We start from the raw sequence: 26,059 nt of genomic DNA on the forward strand, positions 1-26,059 counted from the left end.
GGTTCCGGAGATCCGCCCGGAGACGTCGACCGCGCTCGACGTCTCCCTCGCGTCCTGCCTAGACGCTGGCTGTTGCGGCTTCCCTCGCCGGCAGGTGGTCCTCCGGGTGCCCCTCGACGTGCAGCTCGGGGAGGAGCCGGCCGAGCCACGCGGGCATCCACCAGTTGGCGTTGCCGAGCAGGTGCATCACCGAGGGGACGAGCAGCAGGCGAACCACCGTCGCGTCGATGAAGATCGCCGCGGCCATGCCGACACCGATCACCTTGAGCACCACGTCAGGCGAGGGTACGAACGCCGCGAACACCGCCACCATGATCGCTGCCGCGGCAGTGATCACCCGGCCGGTGCCGGCGAGGCCGCCGAGGATGGCTTCCTCGTTGCTGCGCGTGCGCAGCCAGACCTCGCGCATCCGGCTCACGAGGAAGACCTCGTAGTCCATGGACAGCCCGAAGAGCACCGCGAACATCAGGACCGGCACGAACGCCGGCAGTGGCGTGGGGGTGTCGATGCCGATCAGCTGGCCGGCCCAGCCGCCCTGGAGGACGAGGGCCACGACGCCGTACGCCGCAGCGACGGACAACAGGTTCATCACGGCCGCCTTCACGGCGACCGCGACCGAGCGGAACGACGCCACCAGGAGCAGCATCGACAGCAGCACCACGCCACCGATCAGCAGCGGGAGTCGCTTCGCGATGTTGTCGGAGCTGTCGATCGAGGCGGCGGTGACGCCGCCGACATGGACGGCCACGTCCGTGCCGTCGGTCGCGGCGGGGAGGACGTCGTCGCGCAAGGTGGTGACCAGGTCGACGGTCTCGGCGTCCTGGGGGCCCGTCGTCGGGATGACGGTGATCACGGCCGTGTCGCCTTCCGGGTTGAGGCCCGCCGGCGCGACGCCGGCCACTCCCTCGGTCTCGGCGACGGCGGCCGAGATCTGGTCGAGAGTGCTGGTCGCCGTACCGTCCGGGACCTCGGCCACGAGGACCAGCGCGCCGTTCATGCCGGGGCCGAATCCGTCGGCCAGGTCGTCGTAGGCCTGTCGGCTGCTGGTCTCCTCGCGGTTGTTGCCGGCGTCGGGGAAGCCGAAGCGGACGTCGAGGAACGGGAACGCGAGCGCCAGCAGGACGGCGACCCCGACGAGCGCGGCCCCGATGCGGTGGCGGTCGACGAAGCGGCTCCAGGCGATCCAGGCCCGCGACGGCTCGACGTGACCGCCTTCGGCGACGACGACGGTGTGGCCTCGCCCGATCGGCAGGCGGAGCCGGTCGACGTGTTTGCCGAGGTAGCCCAGGAGAGCTGGGAACAGCGTCACGCTGGCGAGCATCACGACCAGCACGCTGAGGATGGTCACGACGGCGGCGCCGCGCATGAACGACAGGCCCATGGCGAACAGGCCGAGCATGCTGATCACCACCGTGGTGCCCGCCACCATCACCGAGCGGCCGGCGGTGTCGAGGGTGGCGACCGTGGCGGCTTCGGGGTCGAGCCCGGCAGAGCGCCACTCGCGGAAGCGGGTGACCATCAGCAGCGCGTAGTCGATGCCGATGCCGATGCCCATCATCGTGGCGAGCGAGGTCGACCAGTCAGGTGCGTCGACGAAGGAGATGGCGACGGCGGTCAGCGTGCTGCTCACAGCCAGTCCGGCGACAGCCACCACGATCGGGAGTCCGGCGGCGACGACCGAGCCGAACATGATCAGCAGGATGATCGCTGCTGCGACCAGGCCGACGCCCTCGGAGCCGATCTCGCCCTGCTCGGCCTGCACGGTGCTCTCGCCGCCCAGGCCGACCTCGAAGCCGGCGCTCGAGGCGTCGTCCGCGATCTCGAGCAGCTGCTCGCTGTTCTTGTGCGGCATGTCCACAGGGTTCTCGACATCGAGGCGCAGCTGTGCCACCAGTGTCGTGCCGTCCTGGCTGATGCCGGCGGGGTCCTGGAAGGGATCGCTGACCGTCTCGACGTGGGCGACCGAGCCGAGGTCGGCAAGCAGGTCCTGGACCGCCTGCTGCTCGTTCTGTACGCCGCCGTCGACCCGCACGACGACGTCGACCACTGCGCCCGCCTGGGACGGGAACCGGTCCTCGAGGAGCGTCTGCGCCTCCTGGGAGTCGGAGCCCGGGGCGGAGTAGTCGGCCTTGAAGTCACCGCCCATCGACATCGACAGCAGGACGGCGATGGCCAGGGCGGCCAGCCAGGCGAGCACGGTCTTGCCGCGATGGCGGAAGGTGAGGCGAGCAAGGCGGCCGAGCGGGCCGACCCGCGCGGACGAACGGGTGGGGGCGAGCGGGCGCTCGGGGGACAAGGTGGTCATGAGTGATGCTCCTTCTGAAGCGTGATGTTCCATAACGAACACTATGCTGAATCACTTGTCAAGTGGTGTCACCTATGTGAAGATGCATAACGCTTCTGGTTCTGCCCGCCTAGTCCCTCTCGGGGAGGAGACCACCGTGACCGACGCCCCGACCCGCCGCGAGCGTCAACGCGCGGCCACCGTGGAGGAGATCAAGGACGTCGCTCGCGGCTTGATGCGCAAGCAGGGCACCGTCGACGTCCGGTTCACCGACATCGCCAAGGAGATGGGGATGACCCCGCCGGCGCTGTACCGCTACTTCGCCGACCGCGACGCGTTGCTGACCGAGCTGATCACCGAGGCCTACCGCGAGCTGGGTCGCGAGGTCGCCGACGCCCGCGAGCAGCGCGACCCCGACGACATCGGTGGTCGCTGGATCGCAGTCGGGACGGCGTACCGCAACTGGGCGCGCCGCGAGCCCGAGCAGTTCGCCCTGATCCTCGGGATGCCCGTGCCCGGTTACGTCGCCCCTGAGGACGGGCCGACCACGGATGCCGCCAAGGACGCGATGGGGCAGCTGTCGCTGCTCTTCATCCGCGCCGCGGAGCTGGGCGTGCTCCAGGAGCCGCTCGTCCGTGAGGTCTCCGACGAGATGGCCGCCTGTGCCGCCGAGAAGCATCCGGAGCTGGGCGGCCTCGTGCCGCCCGAGAGCTTCCAGGCCATGATGCAGGCTTGGGCCACCCTGCACGGATTCACCTGCCTCGACGCCTACGGCCAGTTCCACTGGATGACGGACGAGGCCCGCGAAGCCCTGTTCGTGAGCACCCTGCGCGCGGCCGCCCTGGCGGCGGGCATCCCGACCGACTGACGACCTGCTCTGCGGTCAGTCGCGCAGCGCGGCCGACGACAACACGTTGCCCGCGGAGTCGTACGCCGTCAGCACGGCCGTCTCGACCATCGCTTGCACCACACTCGAAGCTTCGCCTCCGAGCTCGCGGTCCACTATCCGTGACGCCCGGGTGATGTGCGGGGCGATCGTGACGGTCGGCACGGTTCGGGCGACCCGGCAAGCGTTCACGGATGTTGCGATGTACACAGTCCGGCACCGAACGGCCACGCCCCGCTCGTTCGACCACGCTCGCACCGGGGGCGACCTAGCGTGCAGGGATGCTGATCACGGCCCGTCCTCGGTCCCGCTTCCTCCGCCGCGCCGTGGGCGGGTTCGCCTCGTTGTTGGCGGCCGCTGCGCTGGTTGTCGTGCCCAGCACGCCGGCGTTCGCGATCCAGACCATCGCGTGGACGACGGCCCCGCCCGCGACGGCCACGGTCGGCCAGCAGGTCTCATTCGCCTGGAGTGGGACGGCCAACACCTTCCTCGGCGCCCGGATCACCGGCTGCTACGCCAACTTCCCCGAGGGCAACAACTTCACCAGGGCTTTCGGCGGAAACTTCACCACCGGCAACTGCAACATCGTCAACAGGGTGATCCCCCTTGGGGGCACCTATCAGATCGTGGTGGGGTTCACCCTCAGCACGGGCGGCTTGATGAGCATGACGTGGAACGTGAACATGGCGGCGCCCACCCCCACGGTTTACACGTCGGGACCGATCAACACCACGGCCACCAGCGTGAACGGCGCACCAGCGACCTACTCGGCATACGGCTCTGACGCCGTCTATGGCACCTACGGCGCTACCTGCAGCCCCCAGTCCGGCACCACCTTCCCCCCGGGTGCCACCACCGTCACCTGCTCGGCCACGAACGCTGGCGGCAAGACCGGAACGGCGAGCTTCCCGGTCACCGTGTACAAGGCCAACCCCACCATCGCGTGGAATCCGCCAAGCGAGATCGTGGCCGGTCGGCGGCTGGGCACGGTCCTCGGCGCCACCGTGGCGCCTGCCGACGCAGCCGGCACCATCAGCTACTCCGACGGCGCCGGCAACGCCCTGCTCTCGGCGAGTGAGCTGGCGGCCGGGGTCAATCAAGTGCTCCGTGCGACGTACACCCCGACCGGGCAGGCCGCCAACGCCTACAACTCGGTCACGGTGGAACGCACCGTCGACGTCGTGCGCATCCCGCAGAGCGTCTCCTTCGGGTCGACGCCGACCGACGTGCTCGTCGACGCCGACCCGTTCGAGGTCACCGCCGCCGGCACCGCGGACGGCGGCGACGTCAGCATCGGCGCCACCGCGGACAGCACGTGCACGGTGGTCGACCACGGCAACGGCCCCGCCGGCGCCGCGACCGTCACGGTCACGCAGGCGGGCACGTGCGTGCTGGAAGCCGGCCAGGCACAGACAGCGACCTACCTCGCCGCGCCGGTCGCCCAGCGCTCCGTTACGGTCGACCGCCGCACCCCGGTGGTCTCCTGGAACCCTGGCGAGGAGATGACGTACGGCGCCACGCTGGCCGCCCTCCTCGACGCGAGCACCACTGTGCCCGGCACGTGGGCCTACCGCCTCAACGGCGACCCGGTCGACGGTTCGACGAAGCCCGGTGCCGGTCTCGGGCAGGTCCTGGATGTCGTCTTCACGCCCGCCGACGCCTCCCGCTACACCACGGCCACCGCGTCGCAGAAGCTCGACGTCCTCCGCGCGCCCCAGCACCTCGACGTACCGACCATCGCCGACCGGACCTACGGCGACGCCCCGTTCGTGGTCGACCCCACGAGCGACGGCCCGGGTGACATCACCGTCACCACATCGGGCCCCTGCACGGTCGCCGGTCGCACCGTCACCCCGACCAGCGCTGGTGCCTGCGAGATCACGGTCGACCAGGCCGCCGCCGCCAACCACCAGGCGGCGCAGGTCGTCCGTACCGTGTCCGTCGCCAAGGGCACACCCGTGCTGACGTGGACGCACCCCGGCGACCTGACCTACGGCGAGGTGGTCGGACCCGACCAGCTCGACGCGGTCGTCGACGCCGACATCGATCCGTCCGCTGCTGCCCCGGTGGGGCAGCTCACCTTCACGGCGGGGAATGACGCCCCGGCCGCAGGAGCGCTGCTGGATGCCGGCGACCACCTGCTCACCGCACGCTGGGAGCCCACCGGCCCCAGTGCCGACCGCTGGAAGCCGATCGCCCTCTCGACCATGGTCCACGTCGACCGGGCACTGCCGGTCGTCAGGTGGCCGACGCCCGCCGCGATCGTCCACGGCACGCCGCTCGGCGACGAGCAGCTCGCGGCCTCCGTCGAGACCGTCCGTGACGTCGACGGTGACCTGACCTACACCCTCGCCGACGGCAGCCGCGCGCGCGGCGTGGTGCTGGGCGCCGGTGAGCACACGCTGCGTGCCACGTTCGACGCCACCGGACCGACGGCGGGCAACTACCTCGGGGCGAGCGAGGAGGTGACCCTGGTGGTCACCAAGGCGGCCCAGGTCATCGACTTCACAGCACCGAATGACCACGCGTACGGCGACGCGCCGTTCGACGTCGTCGCCACGGGGGGCGACTCCGGCCAGCCGGTGACCTTCGCCGCGGACGGCGCCTGCTCGGTGAGCGGCGCGACCGTCACGATCACCCGCGCCGGAGCCTGTGTCGTCACGGCCTCGCAGGACGGGACCGACGACTTCGAGGCAGCGACCCCCGTCGTCCGCAACGTGACGATCACCGGTCGGGGCACGGCCGAGATCGCGTGGGCGACGCCCGACCCGATCGTCTTCGGCACGCCCCTCGGCGCCGACCAGCTCGACGCGATCATCAGCACCCCCGGAGCGACGGGCACCATTTCCTACGTCCTCGCTGACGGAGCGACGAATGCCGACGGCGCTCTGCTCCACGCAGGTGCCGGGCAGACGATCACCGCCCTCTTCGAGCCCGACCGGGCCTCGGAAGCCCGCTTCCTGCCCAGCTCCCGAACGGTCTCCATCGACGTCGCACAGGCGAAGCAGGTCATCGACCTCGGTGCGTTGCGCGACCGGACGTACGGCGACCCGTCCGTGCCGCTGTCGGCGACCGGAGGTGCATCGGGCCGACCGGTCGGTGCCACCGCGACCGGTGCCTGCGATCTCGTCGGCACCACTGTGCGACTGCTGGGCGCCGGCACCTGCACCGTGTCCGCCACGCAGGAGGGCACCGCTGACTACGCGCCGGCACCGTCCGTCACGCGCTCCTTCGCGATCGCCAAGGCCCCGCTGGTCGTCACCGCTCCCTCCATCAAGCGGCGCATCGGTGTGACGACGGCCCTGGTCCCCACCTACTCGGGCTTCGTCAACGGCGACGGCACCAGCGACCTGCTCGAGCCCGCCACGTGCGTCACCGAGGCCCTCGCCACGAGCCCGGCCGGGACGTATCGCGTCAGCTGTTCCGGGGCGACCATCCCTGACTACGAGGTGAGCACCGTCCCGGGGATCGTGAAGATCGGATACGGCATCCGTGGATTCGAGTGGTCTCTCGCTGCCGCCCGCCAGCGTCCCGGTGGCGCCCGAGGTGCGGCGACGATCCCGGTGCTCATCGCGCTGACCGATGTCAACGACCGCATGATCACGCGAGCTCGAGCCGTTGCGATCGGGTCCGAGTGTCGCGCGACTCTGCGTGTCGAGGGCGTTCGTGGGACCACGACCTGCTTCCGCCTCGGCGGCGCCGACAAGGACCGACCGTTCCTGGCCCGGTTGCGCAGTGCCGCCCTCTCGCGCGGCAGGACACACACCGTCGTGCTCGCCATCACGGGAGCAGACGGCACGACCGTGCGTCGCGCGACCATCGAGCTTCCCGTGAGGTGAGTCTCTTCTGGCGCGACAAGACTTAGCCGAACTGAGGACCTACAGCGGCAGGTCGATGGCCGCGGCGAGCCCCTCTGGATCCGTTACGGCGGGGGTCGCGCCGGGGTGACGGAGGGTGCCGGTCGGGTCGAGCGCCACCACCGGCTCGCGAAACGTCAGGCACAGGGCGCGGTCTCCGTTGGTCGTGAAGGAGACGCTTCTTCCTCGCTCTGGTGACGGTCGAGACCGGCGGTCTCTACTTGCTCAAGATCGTCCGCGGCCGAGACCAGGTGACGCCGTTCCAGGAGAAGTTCGCGCGCGCCGGTCACGCCCACGCCGGGGTGCTGCTCGTCCTGGCGCTGGTGTGCCAGCTCTTCATGGACATGACCGACCTTGCTGGTGCCCGGGAGTGGCTGGCACGCAGCGGTGTTGCGGCTTCGGCGCTCCTGATGCCCGTCGGATTCTTCTTCTCCTCCATGGGCCGCGGGCGCACCGAGCCCGACCCACTGATCGTCCTCGTGCTTGCAGGCGCAGCACTGCTGGCCGTCAGCCTCACGACGCTGGGTATCGGACTCCTGACGGCTTGAGCGGACGTCGAGGATCGGTCACAACTGACTTGTCTACCGCTGGGTTTGCCGCTTCACTCTCCCGGTGAGTAACAGCCGACTGTCGCCGCTCGCGACACCGGCCTTCCGCTACTTCTTCATCGGCCAGGTCGTGAACCGAGTCGGCTCGTCGATGGCCGGTGTGGCGCTGGCATTCGCCGTACTCGACATCGACGATTCTGCATCGGCTCTCGGCTGGGTGCTGGCCGCGTCGAGCGTGCCGATGGTGGTGTTCATGCTCCTCGGTGGAGCGATCGCCGACCGGCTGCCCCGGGCCGTGGTGCTGCGCGGGTGCAACCTCGTCCAAGGCATTGCTCAGGCGCTCACGGCGGGTCTCGTCATCAGCGGGCAGGCCGAGATCTGGCACCTCATCGTCCTCCAGGCGGTGGCCGGCACCGTGTTCGCCGTGAGCTACCCCGCGTTCCTCGGGATGGTCCCGATCCTGCTGCCGGTCGAGGAGCGTCAGTCGGCGTACCTGCTCATCGGTCAAGCCACCAGTGCTGTCGGCATCCTGGGTCCAGCGATCTCCGGGATCCTGGTCGCGACGGTCGGCCCGGGGTGGGCGCTGGCGATCGACGCTTCGACATACCTGCTGGCTGCAGCGCTGCTGTTGTTGGTACGCCTGCCGGCGGGTGATCGCAGCCAGGCCAAGGCAAGCGTCATCGGAGACTTCGTCGCGGGTTGGGCGTTCGCGCGTCAGCTGGGCTGGGTGATTCCGGCTGCGTCAGCCGCGCTGGTCTTCAACGCCCTGGTCAGCGGCGCGATCAACGTCCTCGGTCCGGTGATCGCCGACGACACGATCGGCAGCCAGGGTTGGGGCATAGCCACGTCCGGGCAGGCGTTGGGAGTGTTCATCGCCGCGTTCTTCCTGGCCAAGGTGAAGGTGACCGCGCCGATGAAGGTGATCATGGTCGCCTTCGTCGTCTACTGCGTCCCGATGCTCGTGCTCGGCACCGAGGTGAACCTCTGGGCTCTCTCCGTCTCCTTCGTTGTCGCCGGCACCGCGCTGAGTCTGCTGGACCTGTCCTGGAACCTGTTGGTGCAGGAGAAGGTGCCCGAAGCGATGCTGTCGCGGATCATGGCGATCGACGGGTTCTTCTCGTTCGTCGCCACTCCGATCGGGCTGGTGGCGGTGGGTCCCCTCGTCGTCGCCTTCGGCGCTGGACGCGTCGAGCTGGCCTGCTTCGCCCTCGCCGTACTGGTGGCTGCGTGTGCACTCACTCGACGCACCATCGCCGGTGTCAGACTCACCGGCGCGCCGCCGCCCGTGCTCTCGCGCTCAGACGTCTAGACCCGTCACGCGACGCAGAACTCGTTGCCTTCCGGGTCCAACATGACGACGTGTCCAAGGACTGTCCCGTAGTGCTCCTCGCGGACGACGGTGGCGCCGAGAGCAACAAGCTCGGGCACCTTGTCCCGGATCAGCTCTTCTCGGGCGGCCATGTCCCATGCCTCGTCGCCGGCAACACGGATGTCGATGTGGAGCCGGTTCTTGGCCGTCTTCGTCTCTGGCACGCGGAGCCATCCGATCGCCGGACCCTTGCCTTCGGGGTCGATGATCGATGCTCCATCGGGGTCTTCGTACCCCGGCTCAGGCACGTAGCCCAGCGCTGCTGCCCAGAAGGCGGCCAGCAGGTGTGGATCGTTGGCATCGCAACCCAAGGTCCAGTGACTTGTCATGACGGCAGGCTAGAAGGAGTTGCGGATGAAACGCTTCCGCAAGAGCCGGGCAACTACGTCCGGCCAGGGCACGGTGGTGACGAGGGCGCGAGCGGTGGTGCGCACGGGGGCTCCATTCGGGGGGTTGTCACCCTGCTGCGGCGGCGCGAAGTGCGTCGAGCGTGCGGTCAACGTCGCCGTCGGTCGTGGACCAGTTGCTGACCGAGATGCGCAGCACGGCCCGGTCGTGCCAGACCGAGCCACTGGTCCACGCGGTGCCGTCCGCCAACATCCGACGAACCACCTCCCGTGTGCGGGCATCGTCGCCGAAGACAGCGCACACCTGCGTGAAGACCACGTCGTTGAGGACCTCGGCACCGTCGATGGCCGCGATTCCGTCGGCGAACGTCCGAGCATGACCGGCCAGACCCTCCACCAGCTCGGCCACCCCGCTGCGACCCAGCGACCGCAGCACTGCCCACACGGGGAACGCGCGCGCTCGGCGAGACAGTTCAGGGACCTTCTCGAACGGGTCGCCGGCATCGTCGTGGATCAGGTAGTCACCGTGCATCGACATCGCCGCCCGCAGGACGGCCGGGTCGCGCACGATCGCCAACCCACAGTCGTACGGCACGTTGAGCGTCTTGTGCGCATCGGTCGCCCAGGAGTCAGCTGCCTCGTAGCCGTCGACAAGGTGGCGGTATGCCGGACTGGCGCCGGCGAAGAGCCCGAACGCGCCGTCCACGTGCACCCATGCGCCGTACTCGTGCGCAACCGCGATCGCCTCCACGAACGGGTCGTACGCCCCGGAGTGGACGTTGCCAGCCTGGAGGACCACCACCACCGGCCGCTCGTCACCGTCCCCCAGCATCCTGCGGAGCGCCACCGGGTCGATCCGGCCCTGATCGTCGGCCGGAACGAGCTCCGGCGCACCCAGGCCGAGGTAGCGCAGCACGAGATCGACCGAGTCGTGACGCTCCGTCCCTGCCAGGACTCGCACCCCCGGCGAGCCGACCAGTCCGTCCTGCCCGACGTCCCACCCCGCCCGGGCCAGCACCGCACCACGGGCGGCGGCCAGGCAGGTGAAGTTGGCCATGGTCCCACCGGTCACGAAGCCGACTGCGCTGCCCGGGTGAAGACCGAGCAGATCGAGCACCCACGTCTCGGCGAGGTCCTCGACCGCGGTCGCCGCAGGAGTGACGGTGCGCAGCCCGGCGTTCTGGTCCCACGCCGAGGTCAACCAGTCCGCTGCCAACGCGGCTGGATGCGTGCCGCCGATCACGAACCCGAAGAACCGACCCGACGGCATCGCCGTCAGCCCGCCTTCCACCCCCTTCACCAGCAGGTCGACGACCCCCGCTGGATCGGTGGGCCCCGAGGGCAGCTCCGCGCCGAGCGCTGCAACCACGTCGGCGACCGATGCAGACGGGGACACAGCACGCTCATCCAGGCTGGCCAACCACGTCAAGGCGTGTTGATGCGCCCGGACGAGGGCCCCCTCGGACTCAGGAGTAGCCCTCACCTCATCACGACCTTCCAGGTCACCGCGTCCAGGGTGGCCACTCTCCACCGCCCTCGGCCCCACCGCAACTGCCGCGAACCCAGCTGCCGATTCACACCCGGTTGGTCCTGCACCTACTACCTTCAGGAGGTGATCACCGGCCCGCGCGCCCTCGCCTCGCTCTCTCTCGCAACTCTCGCCGTGGCAGCCGTCGCCGGCACTGCGGGCACGGCCGTCGCCGCGGAACGACCGAACCAGGAGTGCCGCGTCATCAGCGCCTGTTCAGAGTCGAGACCGGGAACCTCCGCATCGTCCGCAAGGCCGCGCCGTGCCGCGCCAACGAGGACCGCATCTGGGTTCGCGGGGTGGACCGCACGGGTCCCGCGGGTGCTGCCGGGCCTACGGGCGCGAGTGGTCCCACGGGTGCGACCGGAGGCATCGGGCCCATCGGCGCAACCGGCGCGGCAGGGTCCACCGGGGCAACGGGCGCAGCGGGTGCACCCGGCGCCGCAGGTGCATCCGGTGCGCCAGGCACGGCCGGAGACATCGGGCCGACCGGTCAGACCGGTCCCGCTGGTGCTCCGGGGCCGACCGGTTCGACCGGGCCGACCGGGCCGACCGGCGAGACCGGTCCTGTCGGCCCCGAAGGACCCCCCGGCCGCGACGGTGCCGACGGTTCCGGCGGCCCCGGCGCGATGCTGTCGAGCAGCACCGGCAGAGAAGTGCACACCCAGACCACCCCCGGCGCAGGGGAGGCGACCGTTGTCGTGCTCCCGATCAGCGGAACCGGCGCGGTCACCGACGTCGGCGTCGTCGGCGGCGCGATCAACGCGAGAGACAGCGCGGTCGGTGGCCTGACCCAGCCGATCACGGGCGACCGGGTCCTTACCGGCATCAACGGCTACTTCATGATGACCGATGGATTCAGCTTCGACCCTGAGATGCCCACGCTCCCGGGTCCAGCCGTGGACGTCGTCGAACCAGTCCAACTACTTCAGCCCGGTCCCTGGGGCGACGTGCACCACGCCGGTCGACATCTCCTTCCCGGGGAGCATCGCGCACTGCTCGGCCACGGGGCTGTCGGTCCCACTCACCAACCAGACGCAGGCGATCCTGGTGGTCCGCTCCGAGAACAGGTCGGGGCTCCCGGAAGACCTGTTCGGCTACTGGTCAGCCGGCCTGCAGCTGTCCTGACGTCCACTGCCGCCAGTCGTTGCGGCAGCATGTGAACAACGCTCAATGGCCTCGCGTCGGGCTCCGCTGCTCGATCGCAGCAGACCGGCGGAAATCGGAGTACGTTGGCGGTGGCGAGAGTGGCCGCGCGGACCGTCCAGGCGGAACGCAACGTTGGCTCTTCTCCAGTATGCGAAGCCGCCTCCGAGGTACGCCCTTGGGTGGCGGTTTTGCGTCCGGGCAAGATGCCACCATGACCTCTGCAGGCGTCCCGACCCCTCCCCGAGCAGTCCTCGTCACTGGTGCGTCCCGCGGCATCGGCGCCGCCATCGCCCGCGCGTTCGCGGAGAGGGGGGATCGGGTGGCCCTCCACTACGGCTCGTCCGAGGAGAAGGCGGAGCTGGTTCGCGCTTCACTGTCCGGTGAGGGGCACATCACCGTCCAGGCGGACCTGACCAACGCCATGGACATCAAGACGGCCATCGACACCGCGGCCGAGCGGCTGGGTCGCCTCGACGTGCTCGTCAACAACGCGGGGGTGTTCCTCTCCCACCCGCCGCTCGAGGCGTCGTACGACGAGTGGCAGAGCGCGTGGATGCAGACGATCGCCACCAACCTGACCGGCGCTGCCAATGCCACCTTCTGCGCGATCCCCCACCTGCGCGCCGCGGGTGGCGGGGCCGTCGTCAACGTGTCCAGCCGGGGCGCCTTCCGCGGCGAGCCCACGTGCCCCGCCTACGGGGCGTCCAAGGCCGGGATGAACGCCTTCGGGCAGTCGATGGCGTTGGCTCTGGCGCCACACGGCATCTCGGTCAGCACCGTCGCTCCTGGCTTCGTGGAGACCGAGATGGCGCGGGAGGTGCTCGACGGTCCGGACGGCGACGCCGTGCGGGCGCAGTCGCCGTTCGGCCGGGTCGCACATCCCGAAGAGGTGGCGGCTGCGGTGGTCTGGCTCGCGTCGCCGGAGGCACGGTTCTCGACCGGCACCATTGTCGACGTGAACGGGGCCTCCTACCTGCGCTCCTAGCGGGGTCCGTCCCGGGGCCGATTAACGCAACGGTCCGCTGGCCTAAATCTGCAGGTGAGCGTGCGGATTCTTCCCGCGCACCCCCGACGTGACGGACGTCATTCCGCGGCCTAGACTGTGGGCCGCGCCACTCGTGAAGCAGTTCACAAGGTCACGCACGACGTCGTCAAGGACGTCGGCGAGGCGAGAAGGAAGGAACGCAGGATGGAGCTCTACACGCCAGTACTGGCGTTGGCCCTCCTGGCAGCAGGGTTCGCGGTCTTCTCCGTGATCATGAGTGCCGCCATCGGGCCCAAGCGCGACAACCGGGCCAAGCTTGACTCCTACGAGTGCGGCATCGAGCCGACCCCGCAGCCCGTCGGCGGCGGCCGTGTCCCGGTGAAGTACTACATCACCGCGATGATGTTCATCGTCTTCGACATCGAGATCATCTTCCTCTACCCGTGGGCCGTCCACTTCGACGCCATGGGCTACTTCGGCCTCGTGGAGATGGTCCTCTTCATCGCCACTGTCTTCGTCGCCTACGCATACGTATGGCGCCGCGGCGGCCTGGAATGGGACTGAGGCTCGCGATGCACTGCACCTGCCTGCGTTCTCCTCGGTCGTCGACCGCTCCGCTTCGCTCCGCACGAAGGTCGCCTTCCCTCGTCGGCCTTGGCATGCACAGCGCCTCGCGAGCCTCAACGGAAGTGAAGTAACAACATGGGACTGGAAGAGAAGCTTCCGAGCGGCGTGCTGCTCACCACCGTGGAAGGCGTCGCCGGCTACATGCGCAAGGCGTCCTTCTGGCCGGCGACGTTCGGCCTGGCCTGCTGCGCCATCGAGATGATGACGACCGGCGGCCCGAAGTACGACCTGGCGCGCTTCGGCATGGAGGTCTTCCGGGCCAGCCCGCGACAGGCCGACCTGATGATCGTGGCCGGCCGCGTGAGCAACAAGATGGCTCCCGTCCTGCGCCAGATCTATGACCAGATGGCTGAGCCGAAGTACGTCCTCGCCATGGGTGTCTGCGCCAGCTCCGGCGGCATGTTCAACAACTACGCCATCGTCCAGGGCGTCGACCACATCGTCCCCGTCGACATCTACCTCCCCGGCTGCCCGCCGCGCCCGGAGATGCTGATCGACGCGATCCTCAAGCTCCACGACCAGGTCCAGGCGACCAAGCTCGGGTCCAACCGGATCGCCGAGATCGAGCAGCTGGAGACCGCTGCGCTCAAGGCGCTGCCGACGTCCCAGATGAAGGGGCTGCTGCGATGACCCCGACCGAGCCGAGCGAGGAACGAGCGAGCGACCGAGGGGTCGAACCAGAATTGACCGACAATCCCACTGGACCCACCGCGGACAAGCCACCCCTCGACGGAGTGGCAGGCCGAGCGGTCGGACCCAACGCCACCACCGATCTCGAGAAGACGAAGTCCGAGCCGGAGCGGAAGCTGCTGGACCCCTCGACCGACCTGGTCACCGGCGATCAGTCGATCAGGCGCAGCGCCGGCACCCGCACGGGCATGTTCGGCGTCAGCGGCACCGGCGACACGTCCGGCTACGGCGGCGTCGTGGCGCCGATCATCTACCCCGGTGACGCCCAGCGCCCCTACGGCGGCTGGTTCGACGAGGTTGCCGACGCCCTGGAGGCGCGCCTCACCTCGACCGACCTCGACGGCGCGATCGAGCGGGTCGTCGTCCACCGCGGTGAGATCACCTTCCACGTCCGCCGGCACGACCTGCCGTTCGTGGCCCAGATGCTGCGCGACGACGCAGACCTCCGCTTCGAGTTCTGCGCCAGTGTCAGCGGGGTCAACTACCCCGACGACGAGGGCCGCGAGATGCACGTCGTCTACCACCTGCTCTCGATGACCTTCAACCGGCGGATCCGCCTCGAGGTCACCTGCCCCGACGCCGACCCGCACGTCCCGAGCCTGGTGAGCGTCTATCCCACAGCCGACTGGCACGAGCGCGAGACGTGGGACATGTTCGGCATCCAGTTCGACGGACACCCCTCCATGACCCGGATCCTGATGCCCGACGACTGGCCGGGTCACCCGCAGCGCAAGGACTACCCCTTGGGTGGCATCCCCGTCGAATACAAGGGCGGGTCCATCCCGCCGCCCGACCAGCGGAGGTCGTACTCGTGACCACCACGGACAACAGCAAGCAGGACGTGTACGCCGACCCCAGCGACACCAGCCAGGGCAAGGTCTTCACCGTCACCGGCCAGGACTGGGACTCCATCACCCAGGGCCTCGACGACTCGGTCGAGGAACGCGTCGTGGTCAACATGGGTCCCCAGCACCCCTCGACCCACGGGGTGCTGCGGCTGATCCTCGAGCTCGACGGTGAGACGGTCACCGAGGCCCGCTGTGGCATCGGCTACCTCCACACCGGCATCGAGAAGAACATGGAATACCGCAACTGGGTGCAGGGCGTCACGTTCTGCACGCGGATGGACTACCTCTCGCCGTTCTTCAACGAGGCGACGTACTGCCTCGGCGTCGAGCGCCTCCTTGACATCGAGGACGCCATCCCGGAGAAGGCGCAGGTCATGCGCGTCCTCCTGATGGAACTCAACCGCATCTCCTCGCACCTCGTCGCGATCGCCACCGGTGGCATGGAGATCGGCGCGCTCACGGTGATGACGATCGGCTTCCGCGAGCGCGAGCTCGTGCTCGACCTCTTCGAGCTCATCACCGGGCTCCGTATGAACCACGCGTTCATCCGTCCCGGTGGCGTCGCCCAGGACCTTCCTCCGGGAGCACTGGACGAGATCCGCGACTTCACCGCGCTGATGAAGAAGCGGCTGCCCGAATACGCCGACCTCTGCAACGCCAACCCGATCTTCAAGGCGCGTCTCGAGGGCGTCGGCCACCTCGACCTCGCCGGGTGCCTGGCGCTCGGGCTCTCCGGACCGCCGCTGCGCGCCACCGGCTACGCCTGGGACCTCCGCAAGTCCGAGCCCTACTCCGGCTACGAGGACTACGACTTCGACGTCATGACCTGGGACACCGCCGATGCCTACGGCCGCTTCCGGGTGCGCCTGGCCGAGATGCACGAGTCCCTCAAGATCATCGAGCAGGCCGCCGACCGGCTCGCCGGCCTCGAGGGCGCACCGGTCATGGTCGACGACAAGAAGGTCGCCTGGCCCAGCCAGCTGTCCATCGGCTCCGACGGCATGGGCCAGTCCCTCGACCACATCCGCCACATCATGGGTGAGTCGATGGAAGCCCTGATCCACCACTTCAAGCTGGTCACCGAGGGCTTCCGCGTCCCGGCCGGCCAGGCCTACGTCCCGGTCGAGTCGCCCCGTGGCGAGCTGGGCGCGCACCTCGTCTCCGACGGGGGCACCCGCCCGTTCCGCGCCCACTTCCGCGACCCGTCCTTCACCAACCTCCAGGCCACAAGCGTGATGAGCGAGGGCGGCATGATCGCCGACGTCATCGTCGCCATCGCCTCGATCGACCCCGTCATGGGAGGCGTGGACCGATGAGCCCGACAGAGCCAAGCGAGGCACGAGCGAGCGACCGAGGGCTCAAATCAGAAATGACGCAGATCCGCCGATTCAGCGAGAACGACACCCAGATCACCCCCGAGACGTACGCCGAGCTGGAGGCCATCGCCGCGCGCTACCCCGAGCCCCGCTCGGGCCTGCTCCCGATGCTCCACCTCGTGCAGTCGGTCGAGGGCCGAGTGACCTCGGAAGGCATCGAGGCCTGCGCCAAGGTGCTCGGCATCTCCGCCGCCGACGTCAGCGGTGTCGCGACGTTCTACACGATGTACAAGCGCAAGCCCGTCGGTGACTACCTCGTCGGCGTCTGCACCAACACTCTCTGCGCCGTCATGGGTGGCGACGTGATCTTCGACCGGCTCAAGGAGCACCTCGACGTCGGCAACGACGAGACCAGCGAGGACGGCGCGATCACGCTCGAGCACATCGAGTGCAACGCGGCCTGCGACTACGCCCCGGTGATGATGGTCAACTGGGAGTTCATGGACAACCAGACCCCGGAGTCCGCCGTCCAGGTCGTCGACGCCCTCCGTGCCGGCGAGGCGGTCCACTCGACCCGCGGACCGAAGCTGTGCACCTGGAAGCAGGCCGAGCGGGTGCTTGCCGGCTTCAACGACGGGCTCGCCAACGAGGGGCCGGCCGCCGGCCCGGCCTCGCTGGTCGGGCTCGAGATCGCGCGCGAGCGTGGCTGGAAGGCGCCCACGAGCGACTCGTCCGGGCCAACCGAGGAACCCGGGACCAAGATCGAGGCCGTCGAAGAGGCCGACACGTCGCGTGCCGAGTCCGAGACCCTGTCCAAGGAAGTCAAGTAATGGACATGCTGACCCCCGTCCTGACCGACAACTGGGGCCAGGACCGCGCCTGGACGCTGGCCGCCTACGAGAAGCAGGGCGGCTACGCGGCGATGAAGAAGGCGCTCACCCCTGAATACGGAGGGCCCGACGCGATTATTCAAGCCGTCAAGGACTCCGGTCTGCGCGGCCGCGGTGGCGCCGGCTTCCCCACCGGCATGAAGTGGGGGTTCATCCCCCAGGACAACCCGAAGCCGAAGTACCTCGTGGTCAACGCCGACGAGTCCGAGCCGGGCACCTGCAAGGACATCCCGCTCATGATGGCCAGCCCGCACACGCTGGTCGAGGGCGTCATCATCAGCTCGTTCGCGATCCGCGCCAACCACGCGTTCATCTACGTGCGCGGCGAGGTGCTCCACGTCATCCGCCGGCTGCAGCACGCCGTACAAGAGGCGTATCTCGCCGGCCACCTCGGCAAGGACATCAACGGCACGGGCTATGACCTCGACATCGTCGTGCACGCCGGTGCCGGTGCCTACATCTGTGGCGAGGAGACCGCGCTCCTCGAGGGCCTCGAGGGCCGTCGTGGACAGCCGCGCCTGCGCCCGCCGTTCCCCGCCGTGGCCGGCCTCTACGCCAGCCCGACGGTCATCAACAACACCGAGTCGATCGCCTCGGTGCCGAGCATCATCGCCAACGGCGCCGACTGGTTCGCCTCCATGGGCACCGAGAAGTCCAAGGGCTTCGGCATCTTCAGCCTCTCGGGGCACATCACCAAGCCCGGTCAGTACGAAGCCCCGCTGGGCATCACCCTGCGCGAGCTGGTCGACCTCGCCGGCGGGATGCGCGCCGGGCACCAGCTGAAGTTCTGGACGCCCGGTGGCTCCAGCACCCCGCTGCTGACCGACGAGCACCTCGACGTACCCCTCGACTTCGAGGGCGTTGCAGCTGCAGGTTCCATGCTCGGGACCCGCGCCCTCCAGCTCTTCGACGAGACGACCTGCGTCGTCCGGGCCGTGCTGCGCTGGACCGAGTTCTACAAGCACGAGTCCTGCGGCAAGTGCACCCCGTGCCGTGAGGGCACGTGGTGGCTGGTCCAGACACTCGCCAGGCTGGAGAAGGGGGAGGGCAGCGAGGCGGACCTCGACCTGCTCCTTGACCAGTGCGACAACATCCTCGGCCGGTCGTTCTGTGCGCTCGCGGACGGGGCCGTCAGCCCGATCTCGAGCTCCATCAAGTACTTCCGCGACGAATACCTCGCCCACCTGCGTCACGGCGGCTGCCCGCTCGACCCGGCCGCCTCGACCGTCTTCGCCAGCCATGGAGCCCCCGCATGACCACGACTCCTGAAAAGACCGGCCTGGTCAACGTCACGATCGACGGGATCCAGATCAGTGTCCCCAAGGACACGCTGGTCATCCGCGCCGCCGAGCAGATCGGTGTCCAGGTCCCGCGCTTCTGCGACCACCCGCTGCTGGCACCCGTGGGTGCCTGCCGCCAGTGCCTCGTTGACATCCCCGATGCCGGCAACGGCAAGCCCATCCCCAAGCCTCAGGCGTCCTGCACGCTGCCGGTGGCCGAGGGCATGGTCGTCCAGACCCAGGTGACGAGCCCGGTGGCGGACAAGGCGCAACAGGGCATCATGGAGTTCCTGCTCATCAACCACCCGCTCGACTGCCCGGTGTGCGACAAGGGCGGCGAGTGCCCGCTGCAGAACCAGGCGATGTCCAACGGCCGTGGCGAGACCCGCTTCGACGGCGTCAAGCGCACCTTCCCCAAGCCGATCGCCCTCTCGCCGCAGGTGCTGCTCGACCGTGAGCGCTGCATCGTCTGCCAGCGCTGCACCCGCTTCACCGACGAGATCGCCGGCGACCCCTTCATCGCGCTCATCGAGCGTGGGGCGCAGCAGCAGATCGGCGTCGCCGATGACGCACCGTTCTTGTCCTACTTCTCCGGCAACACGATCCAGATCTGCCCGGTCGGGGCGCTGACGAGCGCGGAATACCGCTTCCGGTCGCGCCCCTTCGACCTGGTGTCGACACCGAGCGTCGCCGAGCACGATTCCTGCGGTGCCGCGATCCGCGTCGACCACCGGCGCGGCAAGGTGATGCGCCGCCTCGCCGGCAACGACGCCGAGGTCAACGAGGAGTGGATCAGCGACAAGGACCGCTTCGCCTTCCACTACGCGCGACAGCCGGACCGCCTCAGCCACCCGATGGTTCGTGAGGACGGCGAGCTGCGGCCAGCCTCCTGGTCCGAGGCGTTCGCCGTCGCTGCTCGCGGTCTGCGGGCCGCCGGCTCCAGCGCCGTACTCACCGGAGGGCGGGTGACCGCGGAGGACGCCTATGCCTACTCCAAGTTCGCCCGGGTCGCCCTCGGCACCAACGACATCGACTTCCGCGCCCGTCCGCACAGTGCCGAGGAGGCCGACTTCCTCACCTCCTTCGTCCCGCTGAGCAACGAGGTGGAATACGCCGACCTCGAGACGGCCTCCGTCGTCGTGCTGGCCGGCCTCGAGCCCGAGGACGAGGCGGCCAGCATCTTCCTGCGGCTCCGCAAGGCGTCGAAGGCCAAGACGCGGATCGTCGCCGTGGCGCCCTTCACCACCCGTGGGCTCCAGAAGATGAACGGAAGGCTCATCCCCACCGTGCCCGGTGAGGAAGCAGACGCCCTTCGCGCGCTGGCCGACGACGGCGAGACCGCCCTCGACGCCGGTGGCGTGATCCTCGTCGGAGAGCGCTTGGCACAGAGCCACGGCGCCCTCACCGCCGCCCTCGAGCTGGCCAGGACGACCGGGGCCCGGCTCGCCTGGGTGCCGCGCCGCGCCGGGGACCGTGGTGCGGTCGAGACCGGCTGCCTGCCGACCCTGCTGCCCGGTGGCCGTCCGGTCGCCGACGCCGGCGCACGCGTCGACGCTGCGACCGCCTGGGGCACCGGCTCGCTGCCAGACACCGCGGGTCGTGACGGCAACGCGATCATCGCCGCGCTCGCCAAGGGCCAGCTCGGCGGTCTCGTCATCGGCGGCGTCGACCCGCGGGACACCAGCGACCCCGCCGCGACCCTGGCGGCGATCGACTTCGCCCAGTTCGTCGTCAGCCTCGAGCTCCGCCTCACCGAGGTGGCGGCTCGCGCAGACGTCGTCTTCCCGGTCGCCCCGGTGACCGACAAGGCCGGCACGTTCATCACCTGGGAGGGTCGCCCGCGCCCCTTCGAGGCGGTGCTCGCCAACCCCGCGTCGCTGCCCGACCTGCGCATCCTTGCCGGCATCGCGGAGGAGCTCGGCTCGCCGCTGGGCTTCCGTACGCCGCACGACGTCCGCGCCGAGATGGAGTCGATGGGCCCCTGGGACGGTGCACGCGCTCCGCTCGGCCCCGTCAAGGAGAAGAAGGCGGGGCGCACCAAGGCCCGCGCGTTCGTCCTGTCGAGCTGGAAGCACCTGCTCGACCTGGGCTCGATGCAGGACGGCGACGCCCACCTCGCAGCCACGGCCCGCGCGGCCGTCGCCCGGGTCAACCCGGCGGCGTACGACGCGCTGTTCGGGATGCTGGGGGAGCCGGCGACCGCCACGCTGACCGGTGACCGCGGATCGGTGACCTTGCCGGTGGAGGTGGGCGACCTACCCGACGGCGTGGTCTGGGTGCCCGCCAACTCCGCGGGCCGCGGTGTGCTGGCCGACCTCGCCTCACCCGGCAGCTCCGTCACGATCAAGGGAGCCCGACGATGACGCACCTCACGACCGCGCTCGTCGCTGACGACCTGTCGGTCTTCGGCCGCGACCCGTGGTGGCTGATCCTGGTCAAGGCCGTGCTGATCTTCCTCGTCCTGGTCCTGCTGACGCTGTTCAACATCTGGCTCGAGCGCCGCGTCGTGGCCCGGATGCAGCACCGCATCGGTCCCAACGTGCACGGCCCCTTCGGCCTCCTGCAGTCGCTGGCAGACGGTGTGAAGCTCGCGCTCAAGGAAGACATTATCCCCAAGGCCGCCGACAAGGTGGTCTTCCTCCTCGCGCCGGTGATCGCGGTGATCCCCGCCTTCGTGACGTTCTCCGTCATCCCGTTCGGACCCGTGGTCGACGTGCCCTTCAGCGACCGAACCTCGCCGCTGCAGCTCACCGACATGCCGGTCGCGGTGCTCTTCGTGATGGCGATCGCCTCGATCGGCATCTATGGCATCGTCCTCGGCGGCTGGTCCAGCGGGTCGACGTACAGCCTGCTCGGCGGTCTGCGGTCCAGCGCGCAGATGATCTCCTACGAGGTCGCGATGGGTCTCGCGCTCGTGGCGGTCTTCCTCTACGCCGGGTCGATGTCGACCTCGGAGATCGTTGCGGCGCAGAACCCGGAGACGTCCTACTGGCTGGGCGTCATCCCGGTCCCGACGTGGTACGCCCTGATCCTCTTCCCGTCCTTCGTGATCTACGTGATCGCCATGATCGGGGAGACCAACCGCGCGCCCTTCGACCTGCCCGAGGCCGAGGGCGAGCTGGTCGGCGGCTTCCACACCGAATACTCGAGCCTGAAGTTCGCGCTGTTCTTCCTCGCCGAATACATCAACATGGCGACGGTCTCGGCGCTCGCGACGACGCTGTTCCTCGGCGGGTGGCACGCCCCGTGGCCGCTCATTCAGCTCTGGGAGGGCGCCGACTCCGGCTACTGGCCCGTGCTGTGGTTCCTCGGCAAGATGATGATCTTCATCTTCTTCTTCATCTGGCTGCGCGGGTCGTTGCCGCGGATGCGCTACGACCAGTTCATGGCGTTCGGCTGGAAGTGGTTGATCCCGGCCTCGCTGGTGTGGATCGTGCTCGTCGCGACCATCCGCGTCATCACCCTCGAGGGCGGTGTCGAGCGCAGGCACATCCTGATCGGCGCCGGGGTCTTCCTGGTCCTGTTCCTCGTGCTGTTCTTCCTCCCGGACAAGGACGACGACGACAACGCTGCCGAGCAGGACGCCGACCACGTCGACGCCTTCGCCGGTGGCTTCCCCACCCCGCCGATGCCGGCCGGGGGCGCGGTCCGCGGGGCCGCACGCCCGCTGACGTTTGCCGACCGAAGCAGGACCGTGGCGGGAAGCGCCTCCGAGAGCGCGACCGACACGCATGAGGAGAGATGATGGCTGAGCCGAAGACCCTCAAGGAGCAGTTCTGGGACCCGGTCGCCGGGTTCGGGGTCACGTTCCGCACGATGTTCAGGAAGGTCGTGACGGAGCAGTACCCCTTCGAGAAGCAGCCCACCGCTCCGCGCTTCCACGGTCGGCACCAGCTCAACCGCTGGCCCGACGGCCTGGAGAAGTGCATCGGCTGCGAGCTGTGCGCCTGGGCCTGCCCGGCGGACGCCATCTATGTCGAGGCCGACTCCAACACCACCGACGAGCGCTTCTCCCCGGGGGAGCGCTACGGCCGCGTCTACCAGATCAACTACCTGCGGTGCATCCTGTGCGGGCTCTGCATCGAGGCCTGCCCGACGCGCGCGCTGACGATGACCAACGAGTACGAGCTCGCAGACACCACCCGGGCCGACCTGATCTACGAGAAGTCCGACCTGCTGGCTCCGCTGCTGCCCGGCATGGAGCAGCCCCCGCACCCGATGCTGCTCGGCAAGGACGACACCGACTACTACCGCGGCGACTTCGCTGCCCCGCCGGTCGGCACCGAGCCGATGCCCACCAGGGGTCCGTCCGACCACGCCAACGCGCCCGAGCCGGAGGGGACGCACTGATGGCCTTCTGGATCCTGGCCCCGATCATGGTGGTCGCCGCCCTCGGCATCCTGTTCGTCCGCAAGGCCGTGCACGCAGCCCTGCTGCTGGCCGTCGTGATGATCAGCCTCGCGGTGCTCTACGCCGTGCTCGAGGCACCGTTCCTCTTCGCCGTACAGATCATCGTCTACACCGGCGCCATCTTGATGCTGTTCCTCTTCGTGCTGATGCTCGTCGGCGTCGACGCCTCCGACTCGATCGTGGAGACGATCAAGGGCCAGCGCCTCATGGCGATCGTCCTCGGCCTGGTCTTCGGCGCGGTGCTCGTCACCGCCTTCAGCCAGATCTCGCTCGGCACGGCGGTCGGTCTCGAGGAGGCCAACACCGGCGGCAACATCGAGCAGCTCGCCAACATCCTGTTCTCCCGCTACGTCTTCGCCTTCGAAGCCACCAGTGCGCTGCTGATCACGGCCGCCGTGGGCGCGATGGTGCTCGCCCACCGCGAGCGCCTGACGCCGAAGGAGACCCAGGCCGCGATGGCCGCGAAGCGGATGCGCGACTACGCCGAGTCCGGCAAGCACCCCGGTCCGCTGCCCGCGCCCGGCGTCTACGCCCGCCACAACGCGGTCGACACCCCGGCGCTGCTTCCCGACGGCACCGCCTCCGAGGCCTCCGTCTCCCGGGTGCTGGCTGCCCGCGGCGTGATGCGCTCGGCGCCCGCCATGGCCGATGACATCGAGGAGCTCCAGCGCCAGTCCGGCATCGACGGAGCCGTCCTGCCCGGGACCTCCGGCAAGTCCGGCGCCGCAGCCAACACAGAGGCCAGCACAGGGGAGGACGTCAAGTGACGCAGTACGTCGTCCTGTCAGCCATCTTGTTCACGATCGGCTGCATCGGTGTCCTGACCCGACGCAACGCGATCGTGGTCTTCATGTGCATCGAGCTCATGCTCAACGCCGGCAACCTCGCCCTCGTCGCCTTCGCCAAGCAGCACGGCAACCTCGACGGCCAGATCGCCGCGTTCTTCGTGATGGTGGTGGCCGCCGCCGAGGTCGTCATCGGCCTCGCGATCATCATGACCATCTTCCGCACCCGACGTTCGGCCTCGGTCGACGACGCCAGTCTGCTGAAGTACTGAGGGATCTGACGTGACTGTTGACGTAATCATGCGTGCCTCTGCGGAGGGTGCCGGCCGGGTCCCGGTGGTGCACCCCATCGGCGCCGAAGGTGCCTTCTCCTGGCTCTGGCTGATCATCGCGCTGCCGCTCGCCGGTGCCGTCGTCCTCCTGGTGGGCGGAGCCCTGGCCAGGGGTGCCCTCGACCGCGTGGGTCACTGGATCGGGACCGGCACGGTCGTCGGCTCGTTCCTGGTGAGCCTGTGGCTCTTCATCTCCCTGCTCGGGCGCGGGGAGGACGAGCGCCAGATCGGCCAGCACCTCTTCACCTGGTTCGAGGTCGGCGAGCTCAACGTCGGGATGGACCTCCTCTACGACCCGCTCTCGGCCCTGTTCCTGCTGCTGATCACCGGTGTGGGCTCGTTGATCCACGTCTACTCGATCGGCTACATGGAGCACGACGTCCGTCGTCGCCGCTTCTTCGGCTACCTCAACCTCTTCATCGCCGCGATGCTGGTGCTCGTCCTGGGCGCCAACTACCTCGTCGTCTTCCTCGGCTGGGAGGGCGTGGGCCTGGCGTCGTACCTCCTCATCGGTTTCTGGCAGCACAAGCACTCTGCCGCCGCTGCGGCGAAGAAGGCCTTCGTCATCAACCGTGTCGGCGACATCGGCCTCTCGCTCGCCATCGCGTTGATGTTCACCACCTTCGGCACCACCGACTTCGCGACGATCAGTGAGCAGGCCTCCGGTGCCTCGCAGACCACGCTCAACGCACTCGGGCTGCTGCTCCTGCTGGGTGCGTGCGGCAAGTCCGCGCAGGTGCCCCTCCAGGCCTGGCTGCTGGACGCGATGGAGGGCCCGACCCCCGTCTCGGCGTTGATCCACGCGGCGACCATGGTCACCGCGGGTGTCTACCTCGTGGTGCGCTCCAACTTCATCTACGAGCTGACCCCGGTCGCGCAGACCGTCGTGGTCATCGTGGCCACGGTCACGCTACTGTGGGGGGCGATCCTCGGCTGCGCGAAGGACGACATCAAGAAGGCGCTCGCGGGCTCGACCATGAGCCAGATCGGCTACATGATGCTCGCCGCCGGGCTGGGTGTCGCGGGCTACCCGTTCGCGATCTTCCACCTCCTGACGCACGGCTTCTTCAAGGCCAACATGTTCCTGGGCGCCGGTTCGGTCATGCACGGGATGAACGACGACGTCGACATGCGCCACTACGGCGGGCTGCGCAGCTTCATGCCGATCACGTTCCTGACCTTTGCGATGGGCTACCTCGCGATCATCGGGTTCCCGGGCTTCTCCGGGTTCTTCTCCAAGGACAAGATCATCGAGACGGCGCTGGCGGACAACCTCGTCGTCGGGCTCTGCGCGCTGCTCGGCGCCGGCATCACCGGCTTCTACATGACGCGGCTGATGCTGATGACGTTCTTCGGTGAGAAGCGATGGGCGAAGGACGTGCACCCGCACGAGTCGCCCAGCGTGATGACGGTGCCGCTGATCGTGCTCGCCGCCCTGTCGGTCCTCGGTGGGATCATGCTGCTCAACGACTTCATCGTCGACTTCCTCTCCCCGGTCACCGGGGTCGCGGAGCACCACGAGCCGCCGCTGCCCGCGATCGTCATCACGATGATCGTCGTGGGGGTCGTCGCCCTGGGCGTCGCAGCCGCATGGTTCCTCGTCGGCCGCAAGGAGATCGCGCGAGACGCGCCGCAGGACGTGTCCTTCGCGACCCGAGCGGCCCGCGCCGACCTGTATGGCGACGCCATCAACGACTCCCTGGTCGTCGGCCCCGGCCGGTCAATGACCACGGGCCTGGCCTCCTTCGACCGCCGCGGGGTCGACGGGGTGGTCGAGGGCGGGTCCGCCGGCGTGGGGGCCATGTCGGGCGTGCTCCGGCGCGTCCAGAACGGGTTCGTCCGCTCCTATGCCCTGTCCCTGCTCGGCGGGGCCCTGCTCGTCGTCCTTGCCCTGCTGGCGGTGAACCTCGCATGAGCGAGCGCAGCGA

22 protein-coding genes are annotated in these 26,059 nt (G+C 69.1%); 18 read left to right on the plus strand and 4 right to left on the minus strand.

Translation table 11 applies throughout. The features are described from left to right. Positions 1-58: 58 nt before the first annotated feature. A complete protein-coding gene (locus tag JWN68_RS00115; protein ID WP_297732875.1) occupies positions 59-2,305 on the minus strand; it encodes an MMPL family transporter in 2,247 nt (748 codons plus the stop codon). A gap of 136 nt (positions 2,306-2,441) precedes the next feature. On the opposite strand from JWN68_RS00115, the gene JWN68_RS00120 reads away from it, so the two are divergent. Next, complete coding sequence (locus JWN68_RS00120) at positions 2,442-3,152, plus strand: TetR/AcrR family transcriptional regulator (RefSeq protein WP_297732877.1); 711 nt, start codon at positions 2,442-2,444, stop codon at positions 3,150-3,152. 15 nt (positions 3,153-3,167) lie between these two features. On the opposite strand, the gene JWN68_RS00125 is transcribed toward JWN68_RS00120, so the two are convergent. Next, positions 3,168-3,362, minus strand: coding sequence for a hypothetical protein (locus tag JWN68_RS00125; RefSeq protein WP_297732879.1), 195 nt, complete (start codon positions 3,360-3,362; stop codon positions 3,168-3,170). Between the two features lie 89 nt (positions 3,363-3,451). Here JWN68_RS00125 and JWN68_RS00130 point away from each other — a divergent pair, with 89 nt between their 5' ends. From JWN68_RS00130 to JWN68_RS00140, 3 genes are all read left to right on the plus strand, one after another. Beyond that, complete coding sequence (locus JWN68_RS00130; protein ID WP_297732882.1) at positions 3,452-7,009, plus strand: MBG domain-containing protein; 3,558 nt, start codon at positions 3,452-3,454, stop codon at positions 7,007-7,009. Between the two features lie 212 nt (positions 7,010-7,221). Continuing rightward, positions 7,222-7,575, plus strand: coding sequence for a hypothetical protein (locus tag JWN68_RS00135; protein ID WP_297732885.1), 354 nt, complete (start codon positions 7,222-7,224; stop codon positions 7,573-7,575). A gap of 64 nt (positions 7,576-7,639) precedes the next feature. Continuing rightward, positions 7,640-8,884: an MFS transporter gene (locus JWN68_RS00140; protein WP_297732888.1), complete on the plus strand. Its 1,245-nt coding sequence runs from the start codon at positions 7,640-7,642 to the stop codon at positions 8,882-8,884. Between the two features lie 5 nt (positions 8,885-8,889). Here the strand turns inward: JWN68_RS00140 and JWN68_RS00145 are convergent, their stop codons facing one another. Together JWN68_RS00145 and JWN68_RS00150 are read right to left on the minus strand one after the other, a co-directional pair. Then, positions 8,890-9,273, minus strand: coding sequence for a VOC family protein (locus JWN68_RS00145; RefSeq protein WP_297732891.1), 384 nt, complete (start codon positions 9,271-9,273; stop codon positions 8,890-8,892). Positions 9,274-9,400: 127 nt separating this feature from the next. Continuing rightward, entirely contained in the window at positions 9,401-10,687 is a 1,287-nt protein-coding gene (locus JWN68_RS00150; protein ID WP_297732893.1) for an aminotransferase class V-fold PLP-dependent enzyme, read from the minus strand. 984 nt (positions 10,688-11,671) lie between these two features. Between JWN68_RS00150 and JWN68_RS00155 the strand changes: the two genes are divergently transcribed. The 14 genes from JWN68_RS00155 to nuoL all read left to right on the plus strand — a co-directional run bounded on the left by JWN68_RS00155 (position 11,672) and on the right by nuoL (position 26,046). After that, positions 11,672-11,947, plus strand: a complete 276-nt coding sequence (locus tag JWN68_RS00155; protein WP_297732896.1) for a hypothetical protein — start codon at positions 11,672-11,674, stop codon at positions 11,945-11,947. Between the two features lie 232 nt (positions 11,948-12,179). After that, on the plus strand, positions 12,180-12,953 hold the full coding sequence (locus tag JWN68_RS00160; protein ID WP_297732899.1) for an SDR family oxidoreductase: 774 nt from the start codon (positions 12,180-12,182) through the stop codon (positions 12,951-12,953). Between the two features lie 204 nt (positions 12,954-13,157). After that, positions 13,158-13,517, plus strand: coding sequence for an NADH-quinone oxidoreductase subunit A (locus JWN68_RS00165; protein ID WP_297732902.1), 360 nt, complete (start codon positions 13,158-13,160; stop codon positions 13,515-13,517). 138 nt (positions 13,518-13,655) lie between these two features. Then, the gene (locus tag JWN68_RS00170) at positions 13,656-14,210 is read left to right on the plus strand and encodes an NADH-quinone oxidoreductase subunit B (protein ID WP_297732905.1); all 555 of its coding nucleotides are present in this window, start codon (positions 13,656-13,658) and stop codon (positions 14,208-14,210) included. A gap of 248 nt (positions 14,211-14,458) precedes the next feature. Next, positions 14,459-15,085, plus strand: coding sequence for an NADH-quinone oxidoreductase subunit C (locus JWN68_RS00175; protein ID WP_366519712.1), 627 nt, complete (start codon positions 14,459-14,461; stop codon positions 15,083-15,085). Between the two features lie 95 nt (positions 15,086-15,180). Beyond that, positions 15,181-16,434, plus strand: coding sequence for an NADH-quinone oxidoreductase subunit D (locus JWN68_RS00180; protein ID WP_297732946.1), 1,254 nt, complete (start codon positions 15,181-15,183; stop codon positions 16,432-16,434). Positions 16,435-16,487: 53 nt separating this feature from the next. After that, the gene (nuoE, locus tag JWN68_RS00185; protein ID WP_297732907.1) at positions 16,488-17,264 is read left to right on the plus strand and encodes an NADH-quinone oxidoreductase subunit NuoE; all 777 of its coding nucleotides are present in this window, start codon (positions 16,488-16,490) and stop codon (positions 17,262-17,264) included. A 5-nt stretch (positions 17,265-17,269) separates the two neighbouring features. Continuing rightward, positions 17,270-18,580, plus strand: a complete 1,311-nt coding sequence (nuoF, locus tag JWN68_RS00190) for an NADH-quinone oxidoreductase subunit NuoF (RefSeq protein ID WP_297732909.1) — start codon at positions 17,270-17,272, stop codon at positions 18,578-18,580. Continuing rightward, positions 18,577-20,967 carry an NADH-quinone oxidoreductase subunit G gene (locus JWN68_RS00195; protein ID WP_297732912.1) on the plus strand — a complete coding sequence of 797 codons (2,391 nt, stop codon included), beginning with the start codon at positions 18,577-18,579 and terminating at the stop codon, positions 20,965-20,967. Before nuoF ends, JWN68_RS00195 begins: the two co-directional genes overlap by 4 nt. Continuing rightward, complete coding sequence (nuoH, locus tag JWN68_RS00200; protein ID WP_297732915.1) at positions 20,964-22,349, plus strand: NADH-quinone oxidoreductase subunit NuoH; 1,386 nt, start codon at positions 20,964-20,966, stop codon at positions 22,347-22,349. Before JWN68_RS00195 ends, nuoH begins: the two co-directional genes overlap by 4 nt. After that, entirely contained in the window at positions 22,349-22,954 is a 606-nt protein-coding gene (gene nuoI, locus JWN68_RS00205; RefSeq protein ID WP_297732919.1) for an NADH-quinone oxidoreductase subunit NuoI, read from the plus strand. The genes nuoH and nuoI overlap by 1 nt, the downstream gene beginning before the upstream one ends. Continuing rightward, on the plus strand, positions 22,954-23,781 hold the full coding sequence (locus tag JWN68_RS00210; RefSeq protein WP_297732922.1) for an NADH-quinone oxidoreductase subunit J: 828 nt from the start codon (positions 22,954-22,956) through the stop codon (positions 23,779-23,781). The genes nuoI and JWN68_RS00210 overlap by 1 nt, the downstream gene beginning before the upstream one ends. After that, positions 23,778-24,071, plus strand: a complete 294-nt coding sequence (gene nuoK, locus JWN68_RS00215) for an NADH-quinone oxidoreductase subunit NuoK (protein WP_297732925.1) — start codon at positions 23,778-23,780, stop codon at positions 24,069-24,071. The genes JWN68_RS00210 and nuoK overlap by 4 nt, the downstream gene beginning before the upstream one ends. A gap of 28 nt (positions 24,072-24,099) precedes the next feature. Next, positions 24,100-26,046, plus strand: a complete 1,947-nt coding sequence (nuoL, locus tag JWN68_RS00220) for an NADH-quinone oxidoreductase subunit L (protein ID WP_297732949.1) — start codon at positions 24,100-24,102, stop codon at positions 26,044-26,046. Positions 26,047-26,059: the final 13 nt, after the last annotated feature.

Origin of the sequence: Nocardioides sp., from assembly GCF_025964975.1 — a bacterium.
GTDB lineage: Bacteria > Actinomycetota > Actinomycetes > Propionibacteriales > Nocardioidaceae > Nocardioides.

Bases quoted from the DNA above. Each gene is read 5' to 3' on its own strand.
- JWN68_RS00210 (WP_297732922.1), top strand. From the start codon at position 22,954: ATGGCCTTCTGGATCCTGGCCCCGATCATGGTGGTCGCCGCCCTCGGC.
- JWN68_RS00115 (WP_297732875.1), bottom strand. From the start codon at position 2,305: ATGACCACCTTGTCCCCCGAGCGCCCGCTCGCCCCCACCCGTTCGTCC.
- JWN68_RS00145 (WP_297732891.1), bottom strand. From the start codon at position 9,273: ATGACAAGTCACTGGACCTTGGGTTGCGATGCCAACGATCCACACCTG.
- JWN68_RS00155 (WP_297732896.1), top strand. From the start codon at position 11,672: ATGGATTCAGCTTCGACCCTGAGATGCCCACGCTCCCGGGTCCAGCCG.
- JWN68_RS00170 (WP_297732905.1), top strand. From the start codon at position 13,656: ATGGGACTGGAAGAGAAGCTTCCGAGCGGCGTGCTGCTCACCACCGTG.
- nuoF (WP_297732909.1), top strand. From the start codon at position 17,270: ATGCTGACCCCCGTCCTGACCGACAACTGGGGCCAGGACCGCGCCTGG.
- JWN68_RS00160 (WP_297732899.1), top strand. From the start codon at position 12,180: ATGACCTCTGCAGGCGTCCCGACCCCTCCCCGAGCAGTCCTCGTCACT.
- JWN68_RS00195 (WP_297732912.1), top strand. From the start codon at position 18,577: ATGACCACGACTCCTGAAAAGACCGGCCTGGTCAACGTCACGATCGAC.
- JWN68_RS00130 (WP_297732882.1), top strand. From the start codon at position 3,452: ATGCTGATCACGGCCCGTCCTCGGTCCCGCTTCCTCCGCCGCGCCGTG.
- nuoI (WP_297732919.1), top strand. From the start codon at position 22,349: ATGGCTGAGCCGAAGACCCTCAAGGAGCAGTTCTGGGACCCGGTCGCC.
- JWN68_RS00165 (WP_297732902.1), top strand. From the start codon at position 13,158: ATGGAGCTCTACACGCCAGTACTGGCGTTGGCCCTCCTGGCAGCAGGG.
- JWN68_RS00175 (WP_366519712.1), top strand. From the start codon at position 14,459: ATGTTCGGCGTCAGCGGCACCGGCGACACGTCCGGCTACGGCGGCGTC.
- nuoE (WP_297732907.1), top strand. From the start codon at position 16,488: ATGACGCAGATCCGCCGATTCAGCGAGAACGACACCCAGATCACCCCC.
- nuoL (WP_297732949.1), top strand. From the start codon at position 24,100: ATGCGTGCCTCTGCGGAGGGTGCCGGCCGGGTCCCGGTGGTGCACCCC.
- nuoH (WP_297732915.1), top strand. From the start codon at position 20,964: ATGACGCACCTCACGACCGCGCTCGTCGCTGACGACCTGTCGGTCTTC.